The following is a 20,200-nucleotide window of genomic DNA, read 5'->3' on the forward strand; positions in this document are numbered from 1 at the left end:
ATTTTTTTCGTTAAAATGATGCATTGACGCCAAAGCTGAAGATCCGTGGAATTGGGATAGGGTTGAGGTCAATCCGCTCAGGATCGGGGCTCAGGTACTTGCTGCTTTTTACAGTAAAGATGTTTTCGGCCATGGCAAACACCCTTAACCTGGTAAATACAGCTTTAGGTAAAATGGTATATCCAAGTTGAAGGTTCCTTAATTTGAAATAAGAGGTGTTTACAATGAAGTAATCGGAAGTACGGCCTTCGTTGTTATTGTCTTTTAACGTTAATGCCGGTACATTGGTGTTGGTATGCTGCGGTGTCCAGCCATCAAATACGCCGGGGCCAACGTTTTCGCGGCTGTGCATCAAATTGTTAAACAGAGTATATACGTCAAACCCCTTTCGGCCGGCAACACCTGATCCGAATATGGAGAGGTCGAATTTTTTATAGGTGAGATCAATTCTTGCGCCGTACTCTAAAGCCGGTAAAGTAGTACCTATCCATGTTTGATCGTTGGCATCAATTTTTCCATCGTGATTGATGTCTACATAGCGGATCCTGCCAGGACCGGCGCCGATTTGCGTTGGGGCAGCATCAACTTCGGCCTGTGATTGGAAAAGTCCATTGGTTTTATAACCAAATATATCAAACTGTGAATGCCCTATAATGGTATTGTCTATATTGCCCGGGTAAGCTGGTCTAACGTTCTCCGGTAAATCGGTGATCTTATCCCTGAAATGAGAGAAGTTTAAAGTCACATTGTAATTAAAATCTCCTGACCGTTGGCCGTGGTAGGTTACTAAAAACTCCCAGCCTCTATTGGTTTTTGATGCACCGTTAACGGTTTTAGATTGTCCTTCACCAAGTGCGGATGCAACCGGAGGAGTAATCAGGATGCCGGTGGTTTTCCGGGTAAAATAATCGAATGAACCCGAGATTTTGCCGTTTAATATAGCAAAGTCTAACCCCGTGTTTAGTTCGTCGGTTGTTTCCCATTTAAGAGCAGGGTTTGCTGCCTGGGTCTGAACAAAGCCTGATGGCAGCGCTCCTGTATTGGCGCCGGATAATGAATATGCGGTACCAACGTTCATATATTGTTCCCAAAAGCCTGGCGTAAGTTGGTTTTGGGTGGTGCCGTATCGTGTGTTATAAAGCAAGTAACGCGAGAGGTCGCCAATTTCCTGGTTACCTACCCGGCCTACGCCGGCCCTTAATTTAAGTTCAGAGAATATACTGCTGTTTTTCAGGAAGTTTTCCTGGTCTATTTTCCAGCCGATTGAGGCGGAAGGGAAAATACCATATTGGTTGTTGGTACCGAACCTTGATGAACCGTCGCGCCGAACGGTAGCCGACACTAAATATTTGCCTGCATAATTGTAATCAAAACGACCGAATTGCGAAAATAAGCTATTACCTATTGACCTGCCGGTAACAATGGTATTTCCTGTGCCGGCATCCAACGTAAAATAATCTTCTGTTTGGATGGTATATCCCTGTTTTAAGGTTGTTTGAAAATCAGTGAAGGTTTTAATATACTCTGTACCAACTAATATTTTAAAATGATGCTTGCTATTCAAATCATAGCTGTACCTCAAAGTGTTAGAAAGTGTGGTGCTTAGGTAATGGTTCTGATCAAAAAATAAGCTGTTGGTAGTGCGATTTAATGCACCCTCCGAAAAAGTTGGTGTAATTACCTTGCTCAGGTAGTCTGCATTATCGGCACCATAATTTGACCGGAAGTATAAATTCTTAATGGGCTGTACTTCTAAAAATACGTTGCCGAATGTGTTTAACCTGTTGGCGTTATTCCATTTGGCAAGGTCCTGCATGTGCAATGGGTTGTTCCTGTCAGAGTAGCCAGCCCCTGATTCGCCGGCGTAGGTTACACCATCTTTTTGATAAACGGGGATAGTGGGCGCCAGCGTAACTGCCAGAAATGGGGTCGAGGCACCACCCAGATCGTTAGTGGTAAGGGTTTCGTTTGAGTTGGTGATTTTTATATTGACGCCGAAGGTAACTTTGCCATCAAAAGGCCGCGTTATGGCATTAATGCTACCGGTGGTACGTCCGTATTTGGTAAAGCGCACAAGGCCGGTGTTTTTGATGTTTCCAAAATTTATTTGGATAGAAGAGTTTTTATTACCTACCGAAGCCGTAAAATCATTATTATAGACAAAAGCTGTTTTATATAATACGCTTTGCCAGTCGGTATCGCCGGCGGGAGTGTTGGGGTCGCCGCCTACAAACGGTTTAGGCGTAACGCTGTTTAAAACAGGGTTACTGAAATTATTATTCCAATCAAAGCTATAGATCTCTCCATAACCCGCGGCGGGGTCCTGCCCGTCGTTAACTGAAGCTTGCCACAAGGCCCTACCTCTGTCTACCGAGTTCAGCATTTTAAACCGTAACGATTTTTCGGACTGGATTGAAGTACTGTTATTGAACTGGAACTGTACCTTACCCTCGGTGTTGCCGCCGTTTTTTGTGGTAACGATGACAACGCCGTTAGACGCGCGTGAACCATAAATTGATTCGGATGAGGCATCTTTTAATACCTGAACTGATGCAATATTTGAAGGCGACAGGTTTTGAAATACCTCTGGCCTGGTGGTAGGGATCCCATCAATAATATACAGCGGGTTATTGTTGCCCAAAGTATTGGCCCCCCTAATCAGGATCCTGCTGGTTGCACCATTGGCCGAGCCATCTTTTTCAATATATAAACCCGCAACCCGGCCCTGTAATGCCTGCATGGTATTTCCCGAACTATTGTTTTTTACCGGCGCTAAATCAACAACCGCAACCGCGCCTGTTAAATCTTTCTTTCTTTCAGAAGTGTAACCGGTTACAACTACTTCATTCAGCTTGTTTTCCGCGTCTTTAAATACTACGTCAAGTGTTTTGGTATCCGCAGTGATAGTAACCAGTATTGGTTTGGCACCTACATAAGAAAACCGCACCGACTGACCGTTTTTTACGGCGATACTGAACTTTCCGTTTGCATCTGATAGTGTTGATTTTTGGGTTTCAACAACCACTATAGTAACTCCGTCTATAGGTTTCGAGGAGTTATCTAACACAGTCCCGGTAATGGTACGGGATTGCGCATATCCTTCACTTATGAGCAGTATAAGGAAAGAACAAATAAGTAATAATTTTCTCATTGATTTTTGTTTAAGAGTAATTGGTTTGGTTAAAACATTTTGTTTATAAAGTCTTGGTATTCTTTAATTTTATAATCCGGGCAACCTCCTTTCTTTGTTGCAATAAAACCGCCCATCGCTATTGCATTTTTTAATAAAATTTCTGGTGATTCGCCACGGTAATGGTTGGCTATGAATGCCGCTAAAAAGGAATCGCCGCTGCCTATGGTATCCCTTACTTTCACCTCACGCCCGGCAATGTGATAGGCTTTATCTTCTTTATAATAAGAAGCGCCGAATTCGCCTTTGGTAACTATGATCTCAGGGACGTTAAAATGATCCTGGATAAATTTGATCTGTTCCGATTCCTTCCAGAATGAACCCCTGAACAGGCCCTGCACCATCTCAAGCTCGGCCTGGTTAAATTTTACGATGTTGGCTTTGTGCAGCAGATCGGCCAGCAGGTCACGGCTTATAAAGGGCGGCCTCAAATTAATGTCGAATACTTTGATAGCATCGCTTTCCAGCAGCTCAAACAAGGTGTTGCGCGATACGTTGTTCCTTGACGCAAGGCTGCCGAAAACGAAATAGGTTGACGGCCTGATCTGTGTTTTAATATGCTCGCTGTCATTAATAAAGTCCCAGGCTACAGGAAAAATAATCTCGTAGGATACCTCGTTGCCATTATTCATTTTGGCGATTACCTGGCTGGTTGGGTGTTCGGTGTCAGTTTGCAGCAGGTGCTTTTTTATGCCCCAGTTATCGAGCAGGTTTTCAAGCTTTTGGCCATCGGCATCATTACCAATTTTACTTACCAGGCTGGCGGGCATACCCAGTTTATTAAGGTGGTACGATACATTCAGCAATGCCCCGCCGGGCTGCGGGCCATCCGGCAAAACATCCCAAAGTATTTCGCCGTAGCAAATGGCCGGTGTTAAGGTATTTGTATGTAAGTTCATCATTGCAGATCCTGATTAATGCATTACCATATTAGTTTCAATTTGCTCCAGCGATCTGCCTTTTGTTTCGGGCATCAACCTCCACACAAAAATTAGCTGGCATATCATCATGGTGCCGAAAAAGGAAAATGTTATTGTTCCGCCAAGCTTTTCGGCGAAATATGGAAAGGAGAAAGCGATCAATGCCGCCATGATCCAATGGGTTGAGCTGCCCAGTGTCTGGCCTTTTGCACGTACCTGGTTTGGGAATATCTCCGAGATAAATACCCAGATAACTGCCCCCTGCGAAAACGCAAAGAATGCAATGAACAGCATCATATAAGCGGGAACGGCAAAGCCGCTCATGTTTCCTGAGTAAAAGGTATAGGCTACCAGGAACAGGGAAATGATTAAGCCAGCCGAGCCGATGAGCATCAGGATACGGCGCCCAACTTTATCTATCACATTAATAGCGATGAGCGTGAATACAAAGTTGATAGCCCCCAGGCCAACTGTTGACAGTAATGATGAATGAGCACCTAAACCTGCCATTTCAAATATGCGGGGTGCATAATAAATAATAGCATTGATACCCGAAACCTGGTTGAAAAAGGCAAACAGCACAGCTAATATTATAGGCGTTTTATATTGACCCGAGAAGAGGTTGCCGCCGGAAGCAGTATCATTTAAAGTTGAGTGTTTGATAGATGCCAGCTCCTGTTCACAGTTAAGCGGATTAATGATCCGTAAGATCCCGAGGGCCTTTTCCATTTCGCCCTTTTTAAGAATAAGCCAGCGCGGGCTTTCAGGTATAAAGTAGATCAGTATTAAAAACAGAGCCGAAGGGAAAGCCTGTACGCCAAGCATCCATCGCCATGAAGTTTCGCCAACCTGGCTGATAAGGTAGTTGGACAGATATGATATCAGAATGCCCAGCACCACGTTAAACTGAAACAGGCCCACCAGCCTGCCCCGGCGGTCAGCAGGTGAAACTTCTGAAATATAGATAGGCGCGGTAACCGATGAGATACCAACACCAAGACCGCCCAGTAACCTGAAAACCAGAAATGCATACCAGCTATCGGCCAGTGCAGTGCCCAATGATGATAGTAAATACGCCGCAGCTACAAAATAAAGCGTGTTTTTACGGCCAAACAGATCTGAAGGCCGGGCTCCTAACAATGACCCGATGACTGTTCCTATTAGTGCGATAGAAATCGTGAACCCATGCTCCACTACGGATAGGTGCCAGAATTGCTGGATAGATTTTTCAGCGCCCGATATTACAGCGGTATCAAACCCGAAAAGGAAGCCACCAAGGGCCACGACCATGGACCAGGCCAGGACGGAGTGTTTTCTCATAATAATTATAAAAGGTGTTATATTGGATTTATTGAGGCCAAAGTAGGGTAATGGGCCATGTGAGGGTTATTGATTTTGTATCAATAAAGTATAAAAATCAATCTTGTTTTATCTTATTGGTTTTCAGTTAGATAAAATAAAAAATGCGAAATTTGAAATTGAAATATTCGTTTATGTTACCTGTTACTTTCAATTTGGTTACATCACTCCGGTTGTTAGGTAGGTTGCCCGGCCCTATAAATTTGTTTTTCAGGAACGTTTATAGATATCTTTACTTTGTTTAATCCTAAAAGGGAAAAAATAAACCAATAATTAATCCTGTTTTATTACCTTTTTCTTCCAAATAATCTGAGCTTATGACCTTGCTTAATAAGTGGCATGCAAAAAACATAAGGACCGGTATCCTACTGATCGGTTTTATGATGCTTATTGCTGCCGGTTGTAAGCGGGCTGATAAAACATCACAGTATACGATAGGGTTTTCGCAATGTATTGGTTCTGATCTCTGGCGTCGCACGATGCTTGATGAAATGAGGATGGAACTTTCATTACACCCCGACGCCCAGTTTATTTATGCCGATGCGGACGGTAACAGCAGCAAACAGGTTGAACAGGTGAAAAAAATGCTGGACGATGGCGTCGATCTGTTGATCATATCACCCAACGAAGCGCAGCCCCTCACCGGGATAGTGGAGCAAACGTACAATAAAGGTATCCCGGTAATTGTGATCGACCGTAAAACATCATCAGCTTTATATACAGCTTATGTTGGTGCGGATAATTACCAGATAGGTAAAATGGCGGGTGAATATGCAGGTGCCCTTTTAAAAGGCAGGGGGAACGTTGTAGAAGTTATGGGGCTGCCCGGCTCGTCTCCGGCTATTGAGAGGGACCGCGGCTTTTCCGACGGTTTAAGGAAATACACTGACATTAATATAACCGACAGGATATATGGCGATTGGTTAAAGGATAGCGCTAAAAAACAATTGACCAGGATAGCGCCTGTTATAAAAAATGCAGATGTAATATTTGCACATAACGACGTAATGGCCCTCGGGACCAGAGAGGTGCTTGACAAATTTAAAATTCATGGCACCAAAGTGTTGGGCGTTGATGCCTTGCCCGGGCATGGAGGTGGCTTGCAAATGGTTGCTTCAAAAACTATCAATGCCAGTATGCTATATCCTACGGGGGGTAAAGAAGCAATTATGACCGCTTTCAGGATCCTGAATAAAGAGTCGTTTGCCAGGGAAAACCTGCTACAGTCGGTTGTTATTGACTCTGCCAATGTACAGTTAATGAAAATGCAATGGAGCAAGATCAGCAGTCAGCAGAAAGATATTGAACGGCAACGATCATTATTGACTGAGCAGCGTGAGGTGTACAACAGCCAGCAATTGGTTTTAAATGTAATTGTAATGTCGCTGGTGTTAGCTATTGTTTTTGGCGGTCTTGCATTTTACTGGCTCATGGAAAACCGGAAGATCAACAAAAGCCTGGAGGCAAAAAATAATGAAATTCTGCAACAGCGTAACCAGCTGATCGAGATGTCGGCAAAGGCTGAAGTAGCTACGGAGGCTAAATTGCAATTTTTCACTAATATTTCTCACGAATTCCGTACTCCGCTCACGCTTATCCTCTCGCCGGTAGAAGATATGATGAGTAATGAAAAGCTAAACCTGGTTGCAGGGAAAAGTCTGAAACTGATCCATAAAAACGTATACCGTTTGCTACGCCTGGTTAACCAATTGATCGAGTACCGTAAAATAGAATATGATAAACAACAGATCAATGTATCGCCCAATAATATTGTTGAGTTTGCCCGGGAGATCATCACCAGCTTTCAGGAAAATGCACAGAAACGCAATATCAGCCTGAGCCTGGTAAGCGATGAGCAACAGATAATTGTTTGGTATGATGTTAACCTGTTAGATAAGGTGTTTTTTAATATCATAGCTAATGCGCTGAAGTTCACCAGCGACAATGGCCGTATCCAGGTAAGTTTCAAAAACAGAGATGATAACTCCGTTGATATTGCCATCCAGGATAACGGGATCGGTATGGAGCCGCAGGACACCGCCCATGTATTTGAGCAGTTTTACCAGGCCGAAAACAGCTCTTCAGGAGGATCCGGATTAGGGCTTGCACTGTCAAAAGAAATCGTGTCCCTGCATCATGGCAGTATCGAAGTTAGGAGTAAAAAATGGGAAGGGACAACTTTTACCATTAACCTGCTGTTAGGAAATGATCATTTTGGCCAAACTTTGCATGAGCATATAAACACAAAACAAACAGATCTTGAAGAGCGGGCAAAAATTTATGTTACAGACCTGGCTGCACCTGTTACATTAACGGATGAAGGGCAAATATTCGGCACTCCAAGGGAGCAATCCATATTGATCATCGAAGATAATAAGGACCTGCTGAACTACCTGTGTGAAAAATTGGGAACTACTTATGAGATATTTACAGCGGATAATGGCACAAGCGGATTAAATGAAACCTTTGAGCGTGTTCCAGACCTGATCATATCTGATGTGGTGCTGCCGGGGATGTCTGGCAAAACGTTAACAGTAAAACTAAAAACTGATGTACGTACCTCGCACATCCCTATTATTCTTTTAACGGCACAAGGCAGTGTTGAACAACAGATAGATGGGATTACTTGCATGGCCGATGCCTACATTGTTAAGCCATTTAATTTTGATTATTTACTCGCGACCGTGAAGAATTTGATCAAAAGCCGGGCAACACTTAAAGAACATTTTACCAGCGATGTAAGTAAATCAACTGTACCTGTATCAAAAGCCCTTGACAAAAAATTCCTGAATGATTTTGCGGGTATTGTAGAACAGAATTTAGCGAATGAAAACTTTAGCGTTGATGAAATATGTAAACTGATAGGTGTTTCAAGAATCCAGCTTTACCGAAAGGTTAAAGCGTTGCTTGGCTGCAGCATCTCTGATTACATATTAAACCGCCGGCTAAAAAAAGCGAAATATTTGTTAATGAATGAAGGGTATCCGATATCCGAAATAACCTATATGGTGGGTTTCTCTACGCCAAACTATTTCTCCACGGTTTTTAAAGCAAAATATGGCTGTACGCCAAGTGAATATAAACGCAAGCAACAGCATTCATAGGTTTTATTTTCTGATCATTAACGAAGGAATAAACGTTAGCTATTGTATAACAAGATAACGCCGCATACACAGTTATTAAAACCTTTTTTGCCAATCCCTGTTACTCCTGCATCGAAACGGCCTGTTGAGTTTTCAATGATTAGATAAGATGGATAACCACACATCTACATAAGACGGATATTTACAGACAGCGCAAAAAGAAGATAGCTTTTCATGAAGAATAACTTATTACCTGACCTCTTCACACTAACCGCCATTTTTGAAGGAATGGAAGATGCGGTATTGAGCCATGATCTTGACTATATTATTTTAAATTGCAATACGGCTGCTGAAAAAATGTTTAGATGCCCGGCCCCGGTGTTGTTAGGGCAGAACATCCTTGGCCTGATCCCCGAAAGCGTCCGTCAGGAACAACTGGCTATTCTTGAACGTGTATGGTCAGGTGAAAGAGTAAACCACTTATATACTGTCCGCAACGACAAACTACATGTCGATTTTCCGGTATCACTTACCATTTCCCCAATAAAAAATGAAGAGGGGGAGGTTATTGGAGCATCACACATTATGCGTGATGTGACTGACGAAAGAGAGACAGAAGAGAAACGGGGCATGCTGGCTGCAATTGTTGAAAATTCTGATGATGCCATTATTAGCAAAACCCTTAACGGGATCATCACTACCTGGAACGGTGGTGCCGAAAAGATTTTTGGTTACCAGGAAAGAGAGACTATCGGTAAACATATATCTATTCTCATTCCTCGTGACAGGCTGTCCGAAGAGGATATCATCATTAAAAACATCAGGAACGGTAATAAAGTTGATCATTTTCAAACAGTTAGGCTGCGCAAAAATGGAAGCGCCATTGATATATCTCTTACAGTTTCACCGGTAAAGGACCGGCATGGAACCATTATTGGTGCATCAAAGATCGCCAGGGATATTACAGCCGCAAAAAAAGCCGAAACGGCTATCCGACACCAGGCGGAAAAATTGAAGATCCTGAATACTATAGGGAAAGCCATTTCGGAGAAACTTGATACCGAATCTATTCTGCAAAAAGTAACGGATGCCACTACACAAATTACCGGTGCCACTTTTGGCGTATTTTTTTATAATACCATCAATCAGGACGGCGAAGCCTATATGTTGTACTCTTTGTCGGGCGCACCAAAAGAGGCATTTGAAAATTTCGGAATGCCCCGGAATACGGCAGTTTTCCATCACACATTTAGCGTTGAAGGCGTACTAAGGGTAGATGATATAACGAAAGACCCCAGGTATGGACAAAATGCGCCGTATTTTGGAATGCCCGAGGGGCATCTGCCGGTAGTAAGCTACCTGGCCGTGCCGGTTATAAGCAGTTCAGGCAATGTTGTTGGTGGCTTATTCTTTGGTCACCCGGAAGCTGGGGTTTTCCTGCAGGAGCATGAAGACATCGTGGTTAGCCTGGCTTCCCAGGCGGCAGTGGCACTCGATAATTCCAGGCTGTTTACAGAAGTAAAAGAGCTGAGTCAGAAAAAAGATGAGTTTATCGCTTTGGCTTCCCATGAATTGCGAACCCCTCTCACTTCTATGAGCGGTTTTTTACAACTGCTGGAACGAAAGGTAATTGATGTACACCAGCCTTTTGTTGCAAAAGCAATAACCCAGTTAAAAAAGCTGAATGCCCTGATCAATGACTTGTTTGATATCTCAAAAATACAATCCGGAAAATTGCAGTTTTATTTTGAAGAATTTGATTTTGCGGAGCTTATCAAAGAAAACCTTGAAGCTATCCTAGAAGCATACACATCACATGAAATTTATTTCGAAGAAAGTGGAGAAATGATTTTAGAAGGGGATAAAATGAGGCTGGATCAGGTACTAACCAATTTGGTCACCAACGCGATCAAATATTCGCCGGAATCTGATAGAATTGAAGTATCAGCAAAAAGGTCAGAAACGGAAATTCAGGTATCTGTTAAAGATTACGGTATGGGCATCAATGAGGAAAATATCAGCCACATATTCAGCCAGTTTTATCGTGCAAAAGATGTAAACAGTAGCATTACTGGCCTGGGCTTGGGGTTATATATTACCAAAGAGATTATTGAACGGCATGGGGGCCGCATTTGGGTAGAAAGTGAGGCCCGGATGGGATCGACTTTTTTCTTCGTGTTACCGCTAAAAAAACGAAACAGCGTTAATAGCCACCTCCGAAAAAAAGAAGAAGAGAGGGTCTGAAGTTGTGCTTTTCCATCAATTAAGGCATCAGGCTTTGCACTCAATATATGCCAGCAGGCAAATGTTAACATACAACACCGATTTCTTAAGCCATTTGTATATGTCAACAGCCCGATTTTTATAGGTATCCTATAATAGGGTAATTCGAATTTGTACTTTTTTACATCTTTACGCTATAGTTAAATTGCGGCCGGTGGACTTGCCTGTTCGCGGAAATTCCTGGTGAGTGTGGTGAGTTGTCTTTTAAGCACGGTGGCCTGCTTCTTTAGTCCTTTGAGTGTCTCTTTGCTGTTCCGGGTATCCGCCGTGGTTGAAAGAAGTGCGATGGCCAGTTCATTGTCATGCCAGTCGCCGATGGCTGCCTGCACCAGGTCAAGATAAGGTTCATTAAAAGTGAGGTCCAGTTCCGGGCCAGCGAGGGGGTAATTATAAAGAAGTACCTTCAGTTGTTTACGGCAGGTATGCAATTCCTCATTAAAACGGGGGCGGCTTAAGGCTGCAGCAATAATTTCCAGTCGTTGCCTGTAATATAGGGAGAGGTGATGTTTACTGATCGGCCTGATCCGCTTCAGCAGTTTGCGGCGTGTTTTTCGGAGCCAGGCCCGGTGCTGATCCTTATCGGTGTTAAATGCCCGGGTGGTGATTTTCATGATTTGCTCTTGCTCCCGGATAAAATTGGTGTTTTCACCAACTGCTTTGCCCAATTCCTGGTTTATATAGGCATTCCTGATTTCGCCGGCCTGCTTAAATATCTTACGAACAGGTTTGAAGCGTTTCTCCAGCACAGCATCCTTTGCCGCGCTGTCTCCCAAGATCAAAAGCGCCCGTAGTTTTTTTACCCCGGTGCGAAAACGATGCAAATCTTCCTGTTCGCCGTTTTTGACAAAAGAGCGGAGATGGCGTTTCATGGTTCGCCATGTCTTAATTATAAACTTCTTTTCCGTCTTCTTTTTCATAGCCAGCGGCATAAAAAAGGATGCCACATATTCAAAAATACGGCTAAAACGACAAATTTGGTGCTAAAAATCGATCTAATTAATCCAATATTATTACATACAAATCACCGGCCGTACAACAGCATGGGATGCTTGGTGAGGCAATGATAGAAATAACAATCATTGCTCACCTGCTATGTTTTGGATTGCCTGTGCCCGATGTCTGGATAGTTTTAACCGGAACTTTATCATATTGGGCCAGGCAACTGTCTAGTGGTTTACCCAGGTTGTGCACACAGTCGCAAAAAACCTTACAAGCCTCCGGTTTGGCATTTCCGGTACATCCATTATTGCATTCCATTAATGAATTGCCCGGACGGATATCATATACGAACTGGTTAATTACTATTACTGCGGCTATTGTTGCAAAAACGTCTCCAAAAAACATGAACGGAAACTTATTACTCTGCATTTCGGGTTGCGTTGTATGGCTGTTTTTTTGCTTGAATGGCAAAATGAATTTTAAACGGTCATAATCCCACCCCAGCAAATATAAGTTGGCAAGTACCATTAAGGTGGTGATGCGGGTGCCTTCAAACCTGACGGCATAGGCCAGTATGCAGATGTTCAGTATAATCGGGAAATAGATTAGCGCCCCGAGGAGCCGAGTACGGGGAATCAATAACAGGATAGCGGCTGCAACCTGCAAAATGCCAATAAAAGTGTAATAATAACCTGTATGGTGCAACGCTTCTAAATAATGGCCCATTGGTTGGTTGGCCGATAAACCACTGGCGAACCGCTCACCCATAATTTTAACACTACCGGCAATAAAAAAACCGGCCGCCAGCATTATCCTGTTAAAAGTAGCAAAAAGCTGCATCCATTTATTTCCTTTTGCCAAAGAGTGCAATTGATCGAGTGTGGTAGAAACGCGCATGATTACCTGTAATTTATGTTTATAAAAGTACTTTGAAGTGCAAAGTTACTGAAAATAGATTGATATTTGCAAGAAGCAAAAAATCCCCTTAACGTTAACTAAGAGGATTTCTTTTTCTGTGGCACCAACAGGGATCGAACCAGCGACACAAGGTTAAATAAAGAATTTTTATTTGACTCGCCTGTAGATTTCTACAGATTGGCCATTTGTAGCACTATTAATCACCTGGGTATATTGGTCATGACCATTCATCGTAACTTTAACAGTAAATTTGTTACCCTGAAGAAGCCGGTAATTTGATATTTGCTCTTCTTCCCTAAGCGTATCATTACTAAAAGTAAATACCCCGGTGCCAAACCCATTTTTAAAGATGGTTTTTTCCTTGTTTTGAGCGAGCCTGTGGACGAAAATAAAATGCCCTCTCCAAAATATTTTATACTGCGTTACATCAGTTGGGATTGTGTCTTTGCCTTTTATCGTGTAGGTTTTTTCCATTTTCCACAAGCCGTCAAGTACTGAGCTATCCGCCTGTGGGAGTTTTTTATAATCTTCCTTCAATGCATATTTTATACCTTTTACCGTGGCAAAGTCGGGAATCACTTGGCTATAACCATCAGGTTTTTTTGTAACCTCAAGATTGTACGTTAGGGATGAGTCGAGCGCTCTGCTGGTGTAAATACTATGTTCTTTAAGTCGGTTAGCCGAGTCAAGTGTATAAGTGCCCACACCAAACCCAACAGATGAATCAGGAACTATACTGGCGTATAAATAATTATGATCTGTGTAGATTTTAATTTGCGTTCGTTTAATAACAGAGTCTTTGCCTCCTCGATCAAGCACTTGTTTTTCAAGTTCATATACACCCGAGAGGCCTGCCTCGGACGGCTTATCTTTTTTCTTACATCCAAAAATCAGGAAGCTAAATAAAGCTGCGAAAACTAAAATCTTATTCATAATGCTTAAGGTTTAATATGATATAAAGCTTTACTTCGTCTGGTAGCGGTTTTATTTGGCGGGCGACAACTTCTTGGTAAAAGAGCCAGGTAAAGACAAAATAATGCCTAAAATTTTATCACCATAAATAATGCAATTGGTTACATAAACTTACAAATAATATATATCATAAACAATTTGTTAGTGAATTATTAAAAGCCTGTTAATGAATTATTTAAAAAGAGGTAAGGCCCTTTAATTAAATACGGAACAATGAGAATCAATATTTAGCCGGAGAGAAAAAGATGCCTTTAAACGGGAAGAAGGCCATTTTCTTATCGAAAAATGACTTTCTTCTTTCTGTGGTGGCTACTATACAAATGTCGAACCATTTCCTGGCTGATTTGCGTTGAATAGCGAATTTGGACTTATAAATGATGGGGTTCAAATTAATAACATTCAAATAAAATCGCGCTGTCAGGATAAAAAACCTATTCTTTTGAGTTAATTTATCTCAGTGAAAATAAAAGTTGACTAACGTTAACTAAATTATGTTTTGATATGCCAGTTAGTTTAAACCATGGCTTTTAAATTCATTGGGACTCATGCCAGTTTGTTTTTTAAACAACCTGGAGAAATACGGAGGATTCTCAAAGCCTAACTTGTAGGCAATTTCGGCGACAGTGGAATCTGTTCCTGTCAACATATTTTTAGCTTCTGAAATTAAATAAAGGTGGATTAGTTCCAATGCTGTTTTACCGGTTTCCTGTTTAAGCAAATCGCTCAGATATCGGGGTGAGAGGTTTAGCTCACCAGCCATGTAATTTACCGTAGGTAGCCCCTTATCGTTCATAAGGCCTTTTTCAAAATATGAGGTCATTATTTTATTGAACCTGGACACCGTGGTGCCGGATAATGGTTTTCGGTCGATGAATTGCCTTCTATAAAAGCGCTCCGAGTATTTAAGGATAGAATCAATATGGGTAAGTATGATGGCCCTGCTGAATTCATCCCGGTTATTATGATATTCCGTTTCGATTTTTCGATATAATTCCCAGATAGTTTTTTCTTCTGCAGGTGACAGATGCAATGCTTCGTTTGCTTCATAGTCGAAGAAACTATATTTCTTGATCTCATCGTGGAGTGGGTGTCCAATTAAGAAATCCTCATGAAAGGAAATATTAAAACCATTTTCCTCCAACTTAATATCTCTCATATCTACAACCTGTCGCGGTTTAATAAAAGACATTGAACCCAGGTCATGATCGTATTTGGTTTTTCCATATTGTATCACACCCGATTTCATTTTTTTGAACGCAATCAGATAAAAATCACAGGTATAACTTATATCGTTTTTGAAAGTTGTACTGTCGCACATCATTACGCTGATCAGCGGATGTTCAGGTGGTGCAAATCCTAAAATGCGGTGCGCCTCACTAAGACTTTTAAAATGGTTCATAACAACCGAAATTACTTAATAAAACTATGAAGTGCTTCGTAAGCATTGTCTTGAAATGCAATGTTCTTTAAATCAGGAAAAATTGGCCCTTGTTCGACCATAACTCCCGTAACTTTTCCTTCCTTACTACCATAAAATTCACCACTTTTGAAGTTTGGGTTATTCAATGCTGCAATATAACGTGCAGCGCCTTTTTTAATGCCATGAATCATTCCAATAAGAGGCATTACAATAGGCGCGAAAACGTATTTGAACAAAAATTTGGTCATAGTCGGCAAGTTGTCATATCCTGCCGTACCACGTGTATTACCGGGACTAACGCTAATAAATTTTATTTCGGGATATTTGCGGGCATTGGCTGATGTCCAAAGGGTCCCGATATATTTAATATACCCATATCCATAGGCTTCACTGGCATCTAATTTCACTTCAGAAAAGGAACCATTAAGAACAGAAATAAGTTCAGGTACTGAGTTAGTCTTTAGACTTGGTTTCTTCATAATACCTTTAATCCCTCTTGCTCCCTCTGAGCTTACATATAAAACTTCATTGTTTAATTTACCGGCTTTAATCATCTCATCAACCAATACCACATGGCCCAATAAATTCGTAGCGGCGATATTAGTCATACCTGTTGATGTAATTACCAGCGGGTCATTCCCTCCTTGTCCGCCCGCATTTAATATCAAAGCATCTATTGGGTATTTGATTCCCTTCACCGCAGCTCTTACTGAATCCATGTCACTTACATCCAGTATAATAACTTCAAAAATGGACCGTCCCGTTAAGCTTTCCAAATCTTGTTTGGCCTCTTCTGCTTTCTGACGGTTTCTGCACCCAAGGTATATCTTTTCTGTTTCATTGATCAAGGCCAATTGCCTTGCAGCTTCTTTACCTAAGCCTACATTTGCCCCTGTAATTAAGATACTTCTATTTTTTGTCATTGCTATTTATGTTAAAAAGTATGACACAAAATTATCCCGATCAATACTTGAGCGGCGTATACAAAACTCAGGAAATCAGATACATTTTTACGGAATTAGAATTGAGAAGTTTGAGGCTGCGTTTATGAATCAATAAAGCATCTGCTGTTGAACTTGGCCAATTAAAGAAACAAGGCTATGGAGCATAAAATAAAACGTTCGCAAGTGTTTGGCAACTTGCGAACGTTTGTGGTGGCTACTATGCAAGTATCCAACCATTTTCTATCTGATTTGCGTCCAATAGCGAATTTAGAATTGTAAATTCAGGATGGAAATTGGGCTGTTTTATATAAATCGTTGACAAACATTAATCACATTAAGAGAACAAAGAGAACAGATTAAGTGAGGTAGATCTGTCGAAGAAAAATTATAGTCTCAGAAAGCAAACTCCACTCTGGCTGCTAAATAACGACTGTCACCTAAAGTGTTTGGTTGTTGCAGCAGATATTGCCCACGTTTATCATAAGCGGCAAATAAGGAAATGGACATGTTGGTAACCGGGGTATAGGATAATTTGAGATCATACATATCTGACACATGCCGTGCTGAATTTGATGAAGGGAATAATAGCAACCCATTAGCCAAATACACTCCGTCACTTATGGATTCCCGCCAGAATTTATAATAGCCTAAAGCTAATGCCAACCTCGTATTGAATGGAATTTCTAATTTTTCATGTACAACAATCATGTTGGAAGATCCGACATTATCCATATACCCATAATAAACACCCCTGGGATAAATCGGGTTGAAGGTTTGAAGTTTATTATCATCCAGGCTTTGGTCACCGCTGGAGATGGCGCAATTAAGGGAAAATACTGGCTTAAATTTTATGTCTTGAAATTTGTAAGAAATTGATTGTACAATTTTCCAGGCCAGGATAGGGCCGTTACTGAAATGGCCAAATTGAAAACTGCCTTCAGAATAACCACCCAAATTACCTGTTTGAAACCATGCATCTGCCCCAACGGTACTTCTGTATTCATGACCAGTCCCTTGATTAAATTGAGCGGCATCCCTGTCAATAAAAATATAGAATGCATCAATTTTATTGAAGAATTTATTCGCCCTTGTTTGGGTCATCCACGCCCCCCCCCCAATTTTTTGCGATTTATTCAATCGGTCATCGAAATAACTGGGGTTATTTTGGATAGCTTCCATTAAAAACGCATCAATTTTGGTGTTTCCGTGTTCAAAAATTAATTTTCCACCGGCGAGTGAAAATCTGACGTTTACATCACGCAGATCCAGAAGAGAACCTATTCCATAAGTTAGCTCTTGTTTTCCAAGTCGCAATTTTAAGTGAGAATTATTAAAAGCATCGAATGCAAATTCTGCAAACGCCTGGTTAACGGCCAGCTTGTTTTCATCTACTACAGGACGAGGGCCGCCGTTTCTTCCTATGACCAAACTGTTTTCGATTTCTGAAAAAAATCTAATTGAATGATTCCACCTTACATCAGCGTGAAGTAATAATCGATGTAATGAATACCCATTATTATCCTGGGTACCCAATCCCCATAAGTAATTCTTATAATTTTCATACCCCTCACGAAGCGTTCCACCCACACTGATAAATCCTTTACCATCGCGGATAGGGTTGTGCTTAATCCTTTGAAGAAAATCCTGTTTACCTATTGTGTCTTTGGATTCAGGCCAATATTCTTCAGCGGCGTCCGGCAGATGCCCGGTCGGTAGGGAATCCTGGGAAACCTGGGCATTGGTAGAAAACGAAATTGCAAATAAGGGGATAAAAAACCAAAGAATTGCTTTCACTGTCATACATATGTATGGCTACAAAAATGTTTTATATGAAAGCAAAGAACGATGATAAATGACGAAAAAATCTATAGACAAATGTCAACAGAAGCAAGGCAGAAAAGGCTGTTAATTTTGAGAAATACCTTATTTTTTTATGGTTTGATTCCGTACCCGGCTTAATGTATCTTTCGTAATGCCGAGATAAGACGCGATCATATGTAACGGAAATCTTTGTAGAAAATCAGGGTGACAACTAACAAATTCGGTATAGCGTTTCTCCGCGGTAAAGCTAATTGATGAGGTTATTCTTTTTTGAGTGGCAATCATGTGTCTTTCGTCTAATTGTGTTATCATTTCATTGAAAGCTGGAAACTGCCGTACCAATTTCATACCATCTTCTCTGTTAATAAGCAACAATTCGCTATCTTCCCAGGCTTCGATATTGTAGATAGACGGAGATAGCGTAGACCAACTTTCCCTGTCTCCAACCCACCAATTCTCAATACCCAGTTGTACGGTGTGCTCTATGCCTTTTTCATCAACCATGTACTGTCGGATGGCGCCCTTGGTAATAAAAGCGAAGGTTTTGCATACATCGCCTTGTTTCAACAGATATTGTCTTTTCCTTATTTTTTTCGGTATAAAAGCTTTTTTAATCCCTTCGAATTCACTTTCTGAAATAGGCTTGGATATATAGCTATTTATATATTTTAAAAGTGCTTCAAACATTGTTTGATAAAATATTAATTGTACACGCACGTACATCTAAGTGCGGCACGATAAGTTAGCCTGACTGTCTCATTGGTAATAAATAATCTCATTCCAATGATATACGAATAAAATTACAACAAATATCTATCCAGTATAACTTCCTGCTACTATTTCTTTACTTACATTATACTAATTTTGAGCAATTTTCAATGTATCAGCCAGGTAGATTTATGAGTCTCAATATGCAATTCTCAGGGTTTGAATATTTTCGCGATTATATTACCAAATATTCAACGACGCCGCTGACGAATAAGCAGTTTGAATTGCTGAGTGCAGCTTTTCAGCCCAAATTTTTGAAAAAGAAACAATACTTCCTTCAGGAAGGCGAAGTATGCAATTACTATGGTTTTATTACTAAAGGTGCCATGCGACAGTATAGGGTTGATGAAGGGGGAATGGAGCGTATTGTCCACCTGTCTATTGAGAATTGGTGGGTGGGAGATCGGGAAAGCTGGGTGATGCTTACGCCATCTTTATATAATATTGATGCATGGGAGGATACAGAATTACTTCTTATTAAAAAGGCCGATACCTTAAAGCTTGTTCAGGAAATACCCGCGTGCAATGAAATGGTAAGAAAAATGGATGAAATGCATGCAATCGCCGCTCAAAAGAGAGCTAATGCTTCCATAAGTCTTTCAGCTGACGAACGATATATCGATTTTGCTTATCACTACCCTCAAATCGTAAAACGTTTCCCGCAGCATATCATTGCTTCCTATCTCGGCATTACAAAAGAAACATTAAGCAGGGTTCTTCGCAGGGTAATAAAAAAATAATTCCTCTTCTGGTTTGTTGATATTTGTCAACGATTCTTTTCGCCAAAAGTCATCGTTTTTAGTTTGTTGCTGATTGCACTTTTACATCAGCAAAATCAATGTCAAACAATTAAATTCAAAAACGATGGACAAAAATCCTAAAGCAGGGTTAGATGCCCTGCTGACACCACAAAACTGTGTACTGATCTTAATTGATCATCAACCTTTTCAATTTGCAGCGTTAAGAAGTCATGATTCACAAACAATCATTAACAATGTTGTTGGACTGGCTAAAACCGCAAAAGTGTTTGGCGTGCCAACACTTTTAACCACAGTTGTTGAAGAACGGGGTGGTTATCTGCTCAAGCAACTACAGGATGTATTCCCGGATCAGAAGCCTATTAACCGGACATTCATCAATACCTGGGAAGATGGCCGTGTGGTAGACTGGGTAAAGCAAACAGGAAGAAAAAAAGTTGTAATAGCTGCCTTATGGACAGAAATATGTCTTGCATTCCCGGCGATACAAGCTGCAGGTGAAGGGTACGAGGTATATGCGGTAACAGATGCTTCCGGTGGCACCAGTTTAGAGGCCCATGAAGTAGCGGTGCAGCGGATGGTTCAGGCGGGTGTTACTCCAATTACATGGATGGTTTTTGGAGCAGAACTGCAGCGTGACTGGGCACGTTTGGAAACCGTTCCTGGTATAGGCCAGGTCGGTATGGAACATCAAGGCAATGTAGGAACTAATTTCCTATGGGAACAACAACTTCTTGATACCCAGCCACAAAGTAAGTAATACCCCAATATTTTCCAGGAATAAATTACCAATTAAAATACCAGCATCCCGATTTATCTCAGGAT

At 41.3% G+C, this 20,200-nt stretch carries 14 protein-coding genes; 4 read left to right on the forward strand and 10 right to left on the reverse strand.

Going from position 1 to position 20,200, the window contains the following annotated elements:
• Positions 1–10: 10 nt before the first annotated feature.
• Genes J3L18_RS29730 through J3L18_RS29740 form a run of 3 tightly spaced genes read right to left on the reverse strand, consistent with a single transcriptional unit; the run spans position 11 to position 5,430 of the window.
• Positions 11–3,151 (reverse strand): SusC/RagA family TonB-linked outer membrane protein, encoded by a 3,141-nt coding sequence (locus J3L18_RS29730; RefSeq protein ID WP_129571645.1) that lies wholly within the window; start codon positions 3,149–3,151, stop codon positions 11–13.
• Between the two features lie 29 nt (positions 3,152–3,180).
• On the reverse strand, positions 3,181–4,092 hold the full coding sequence (locus J3L18_RS29735; RefSeq protein ID WP_129571644.1) for a carbohydrate kinase family protein: 912 nt from the start codon (positions 4,090–4,092) through the stop codon (positions 3,181–3,183).
• A 12-nt stretch (positions 4,093–4,104) separates the two neighbouring features.
• On the reverse strand, positions 4,105–5,430 hold the full coding sequence (locus tag J3L18_RS29740; protein WP_091165151.1) for a sugar porter family MFS transporter: 1,326 nt from the start codon (positions 5,428–5,430) through the stop codon (positions 4,105–4,107).
• Positions 5,431–5,786: 356 nt separating this feature from the next.
• Here J3L18_RS29740 and J3L18_RS29745 point away from each other — a divergent pair, with 356 nt between their 5' ends.
• A complete protein-coding gene (locus J3L18_RS29745; protein ID WP_223266299.1) occupies positions 5,787–8,573 on the forward strand; it encodes a hybrid sensor histidine kinase/response regulator transcription factor in 2,787 nt (928 codons plus the stop codon).
• 213 nt (positions 8,574–8,786) lie between these two features.
• Positions 8,787–10,796: a PAS domain S-box protein gene (locus tag J3L18_RS29750; RefSeq protein ID WP_129571643.1), complete on the forward strand. Its 2,010-nt coding sequence runs from the start codon at positions 8,787–8,789 to the stop codon at positions 10,794–10,796.
• 179 nt (positions 10,797–10,975) lie between these two features.
• Here J3L18_RS29750 and J3L18_RS29755 read toward each other — a convergent pair whose 3' ends face one another.
• The 7 genes from J3L18_RS29755 to J3L18_RS29785 all read right to left on the reverse strand — a co-directional run bounded on the left by J3L18_RS29755 (position 10,976) and on the right by J3L18_RS29785 (position 18,536).
• Positions 10,976–11,752: a CHAD domain-containing protein gene (locus J3L18_RS29755; protein WP_189549477.1), complete on the reverse strand. Its 777-nt coding sequence runs from the start codon at positions 11,750–11,752 to the stop codon at positions 10,976–10,978.
• 166 nt (positions 11,753–11,918) lie between these two features.
• Positions 11,919–12,671, reverse strand: a complete 753-nt coding sequence (locus J3L18_RS29760; RefSeq protein WP_129571641.1) for a DoxX family protein — start codon at positions 12,669–12,671, stop codon at positions 11,919–11,921.
• A 168-nt stretch (positions 12,672–12,839) separates the two neighbouring features.
• Complete coding sequence (locus J3L18_RS29765; RefSeq protein ID WP_129571640.1) at positions 12,840–13,625, reverse strand: hypothetical protein; 786 nt, start codon at positions 13,623–13,625, stop codon at positions 12,840–12,842.
• 547 nt (positions 13,626–14,172) lie between these two features.
• A complete protein-coding gene (locus tag J3L18_RS29770; RefSeq protein ID WP_129571639.1) occupies positions 14,173–15,063 on the reverse strand; it encodes a helix-turn-helix domain-containing protein in 891 nt (296 codons plus the stop codon).
• A gap of 11 nt (positions 15,064–15,074) precedes the next feature.
• Positions 15,075–16,007 (reverse strand): SDR family NAD(P)-dependent oxidoreductase, encoded by a 933-nt coding sequence (locus tag J3L18_RS29775; RefSeq protein WP_129571638.1) that lies wholly within the window; start codon positions 16,005–16,007, stop codon positions 15,075–15,077.
• A gap of 414 nt (positions 16,008–16,421) precedes the next feature.
• Positions 16,422–17,822: an alginate export family protein gene (locus J3L18_RS29780; protein ID WP_311084900.1), complete on the reverse strand. Its 1,401-nt coding sequence runs from the start codon at positions 17,820–17,822 to the stop codon at positions 16,422–16,424.
• A gap of 129 nt (positions 17,823–17,951) precedes the next feature.
• Positions 17,952–18,536 (reverse strand): Crp/Fnr family transcriptional regulator, encoded by a 585-nt coding sequence (locus J3L18_RS29785; RefSeq protein WP_129571636.1) that lies wholly within the window; start codon positions 18,534–18,536, stop codon positions 17,952–17,954.
• A gap of 191 nt (positions 18,537–18,727) precedes the next feature.
• Here J3L18_RS29785 and J3L18_RS29790 point away from each other — a divergent pair, with 191 nt between their 5' ends.
• Together J3L18_RS29790 and J3L18_RS29795 are read left to right on the forward strand one after the other, a co-directional pair.
• Complete coding sequence (locus tag J3L18_RS29790) at positions 18,728–19,357, forward strand: Crp/Fnr family transcriptional regulator (RefSeq protein ID WP_223266298.1); 630 nt, start codon at positions 18,728–18,730, stop codon at positions 19,355–19,357.
• Positions 19,358–19,481: 124 nt separating this feature from the next.
• Entirely contained in the window at positions 19,482–20,135 is a 654-nt protein-coding gene (locus tag J3L18_RS29795; RefSeq protein ID WP_129571635.1) for a hydrolase, read from the forward strand.
• The last annotated feature ends 65 nt before the right edge of the window (positions 20,136–20,200 follow it).

It is taken from the genome of Mucilaginibacter gossypii, from assembly GCF_017569325.2.
Taxonomy (GTDB): Bacteria; Bacteroidota; Bacteroidia; order Sphingobacteriales; family Sphingobacteriaceae; genus Mucilaginibacter; species Mucilaginibacter gossypii.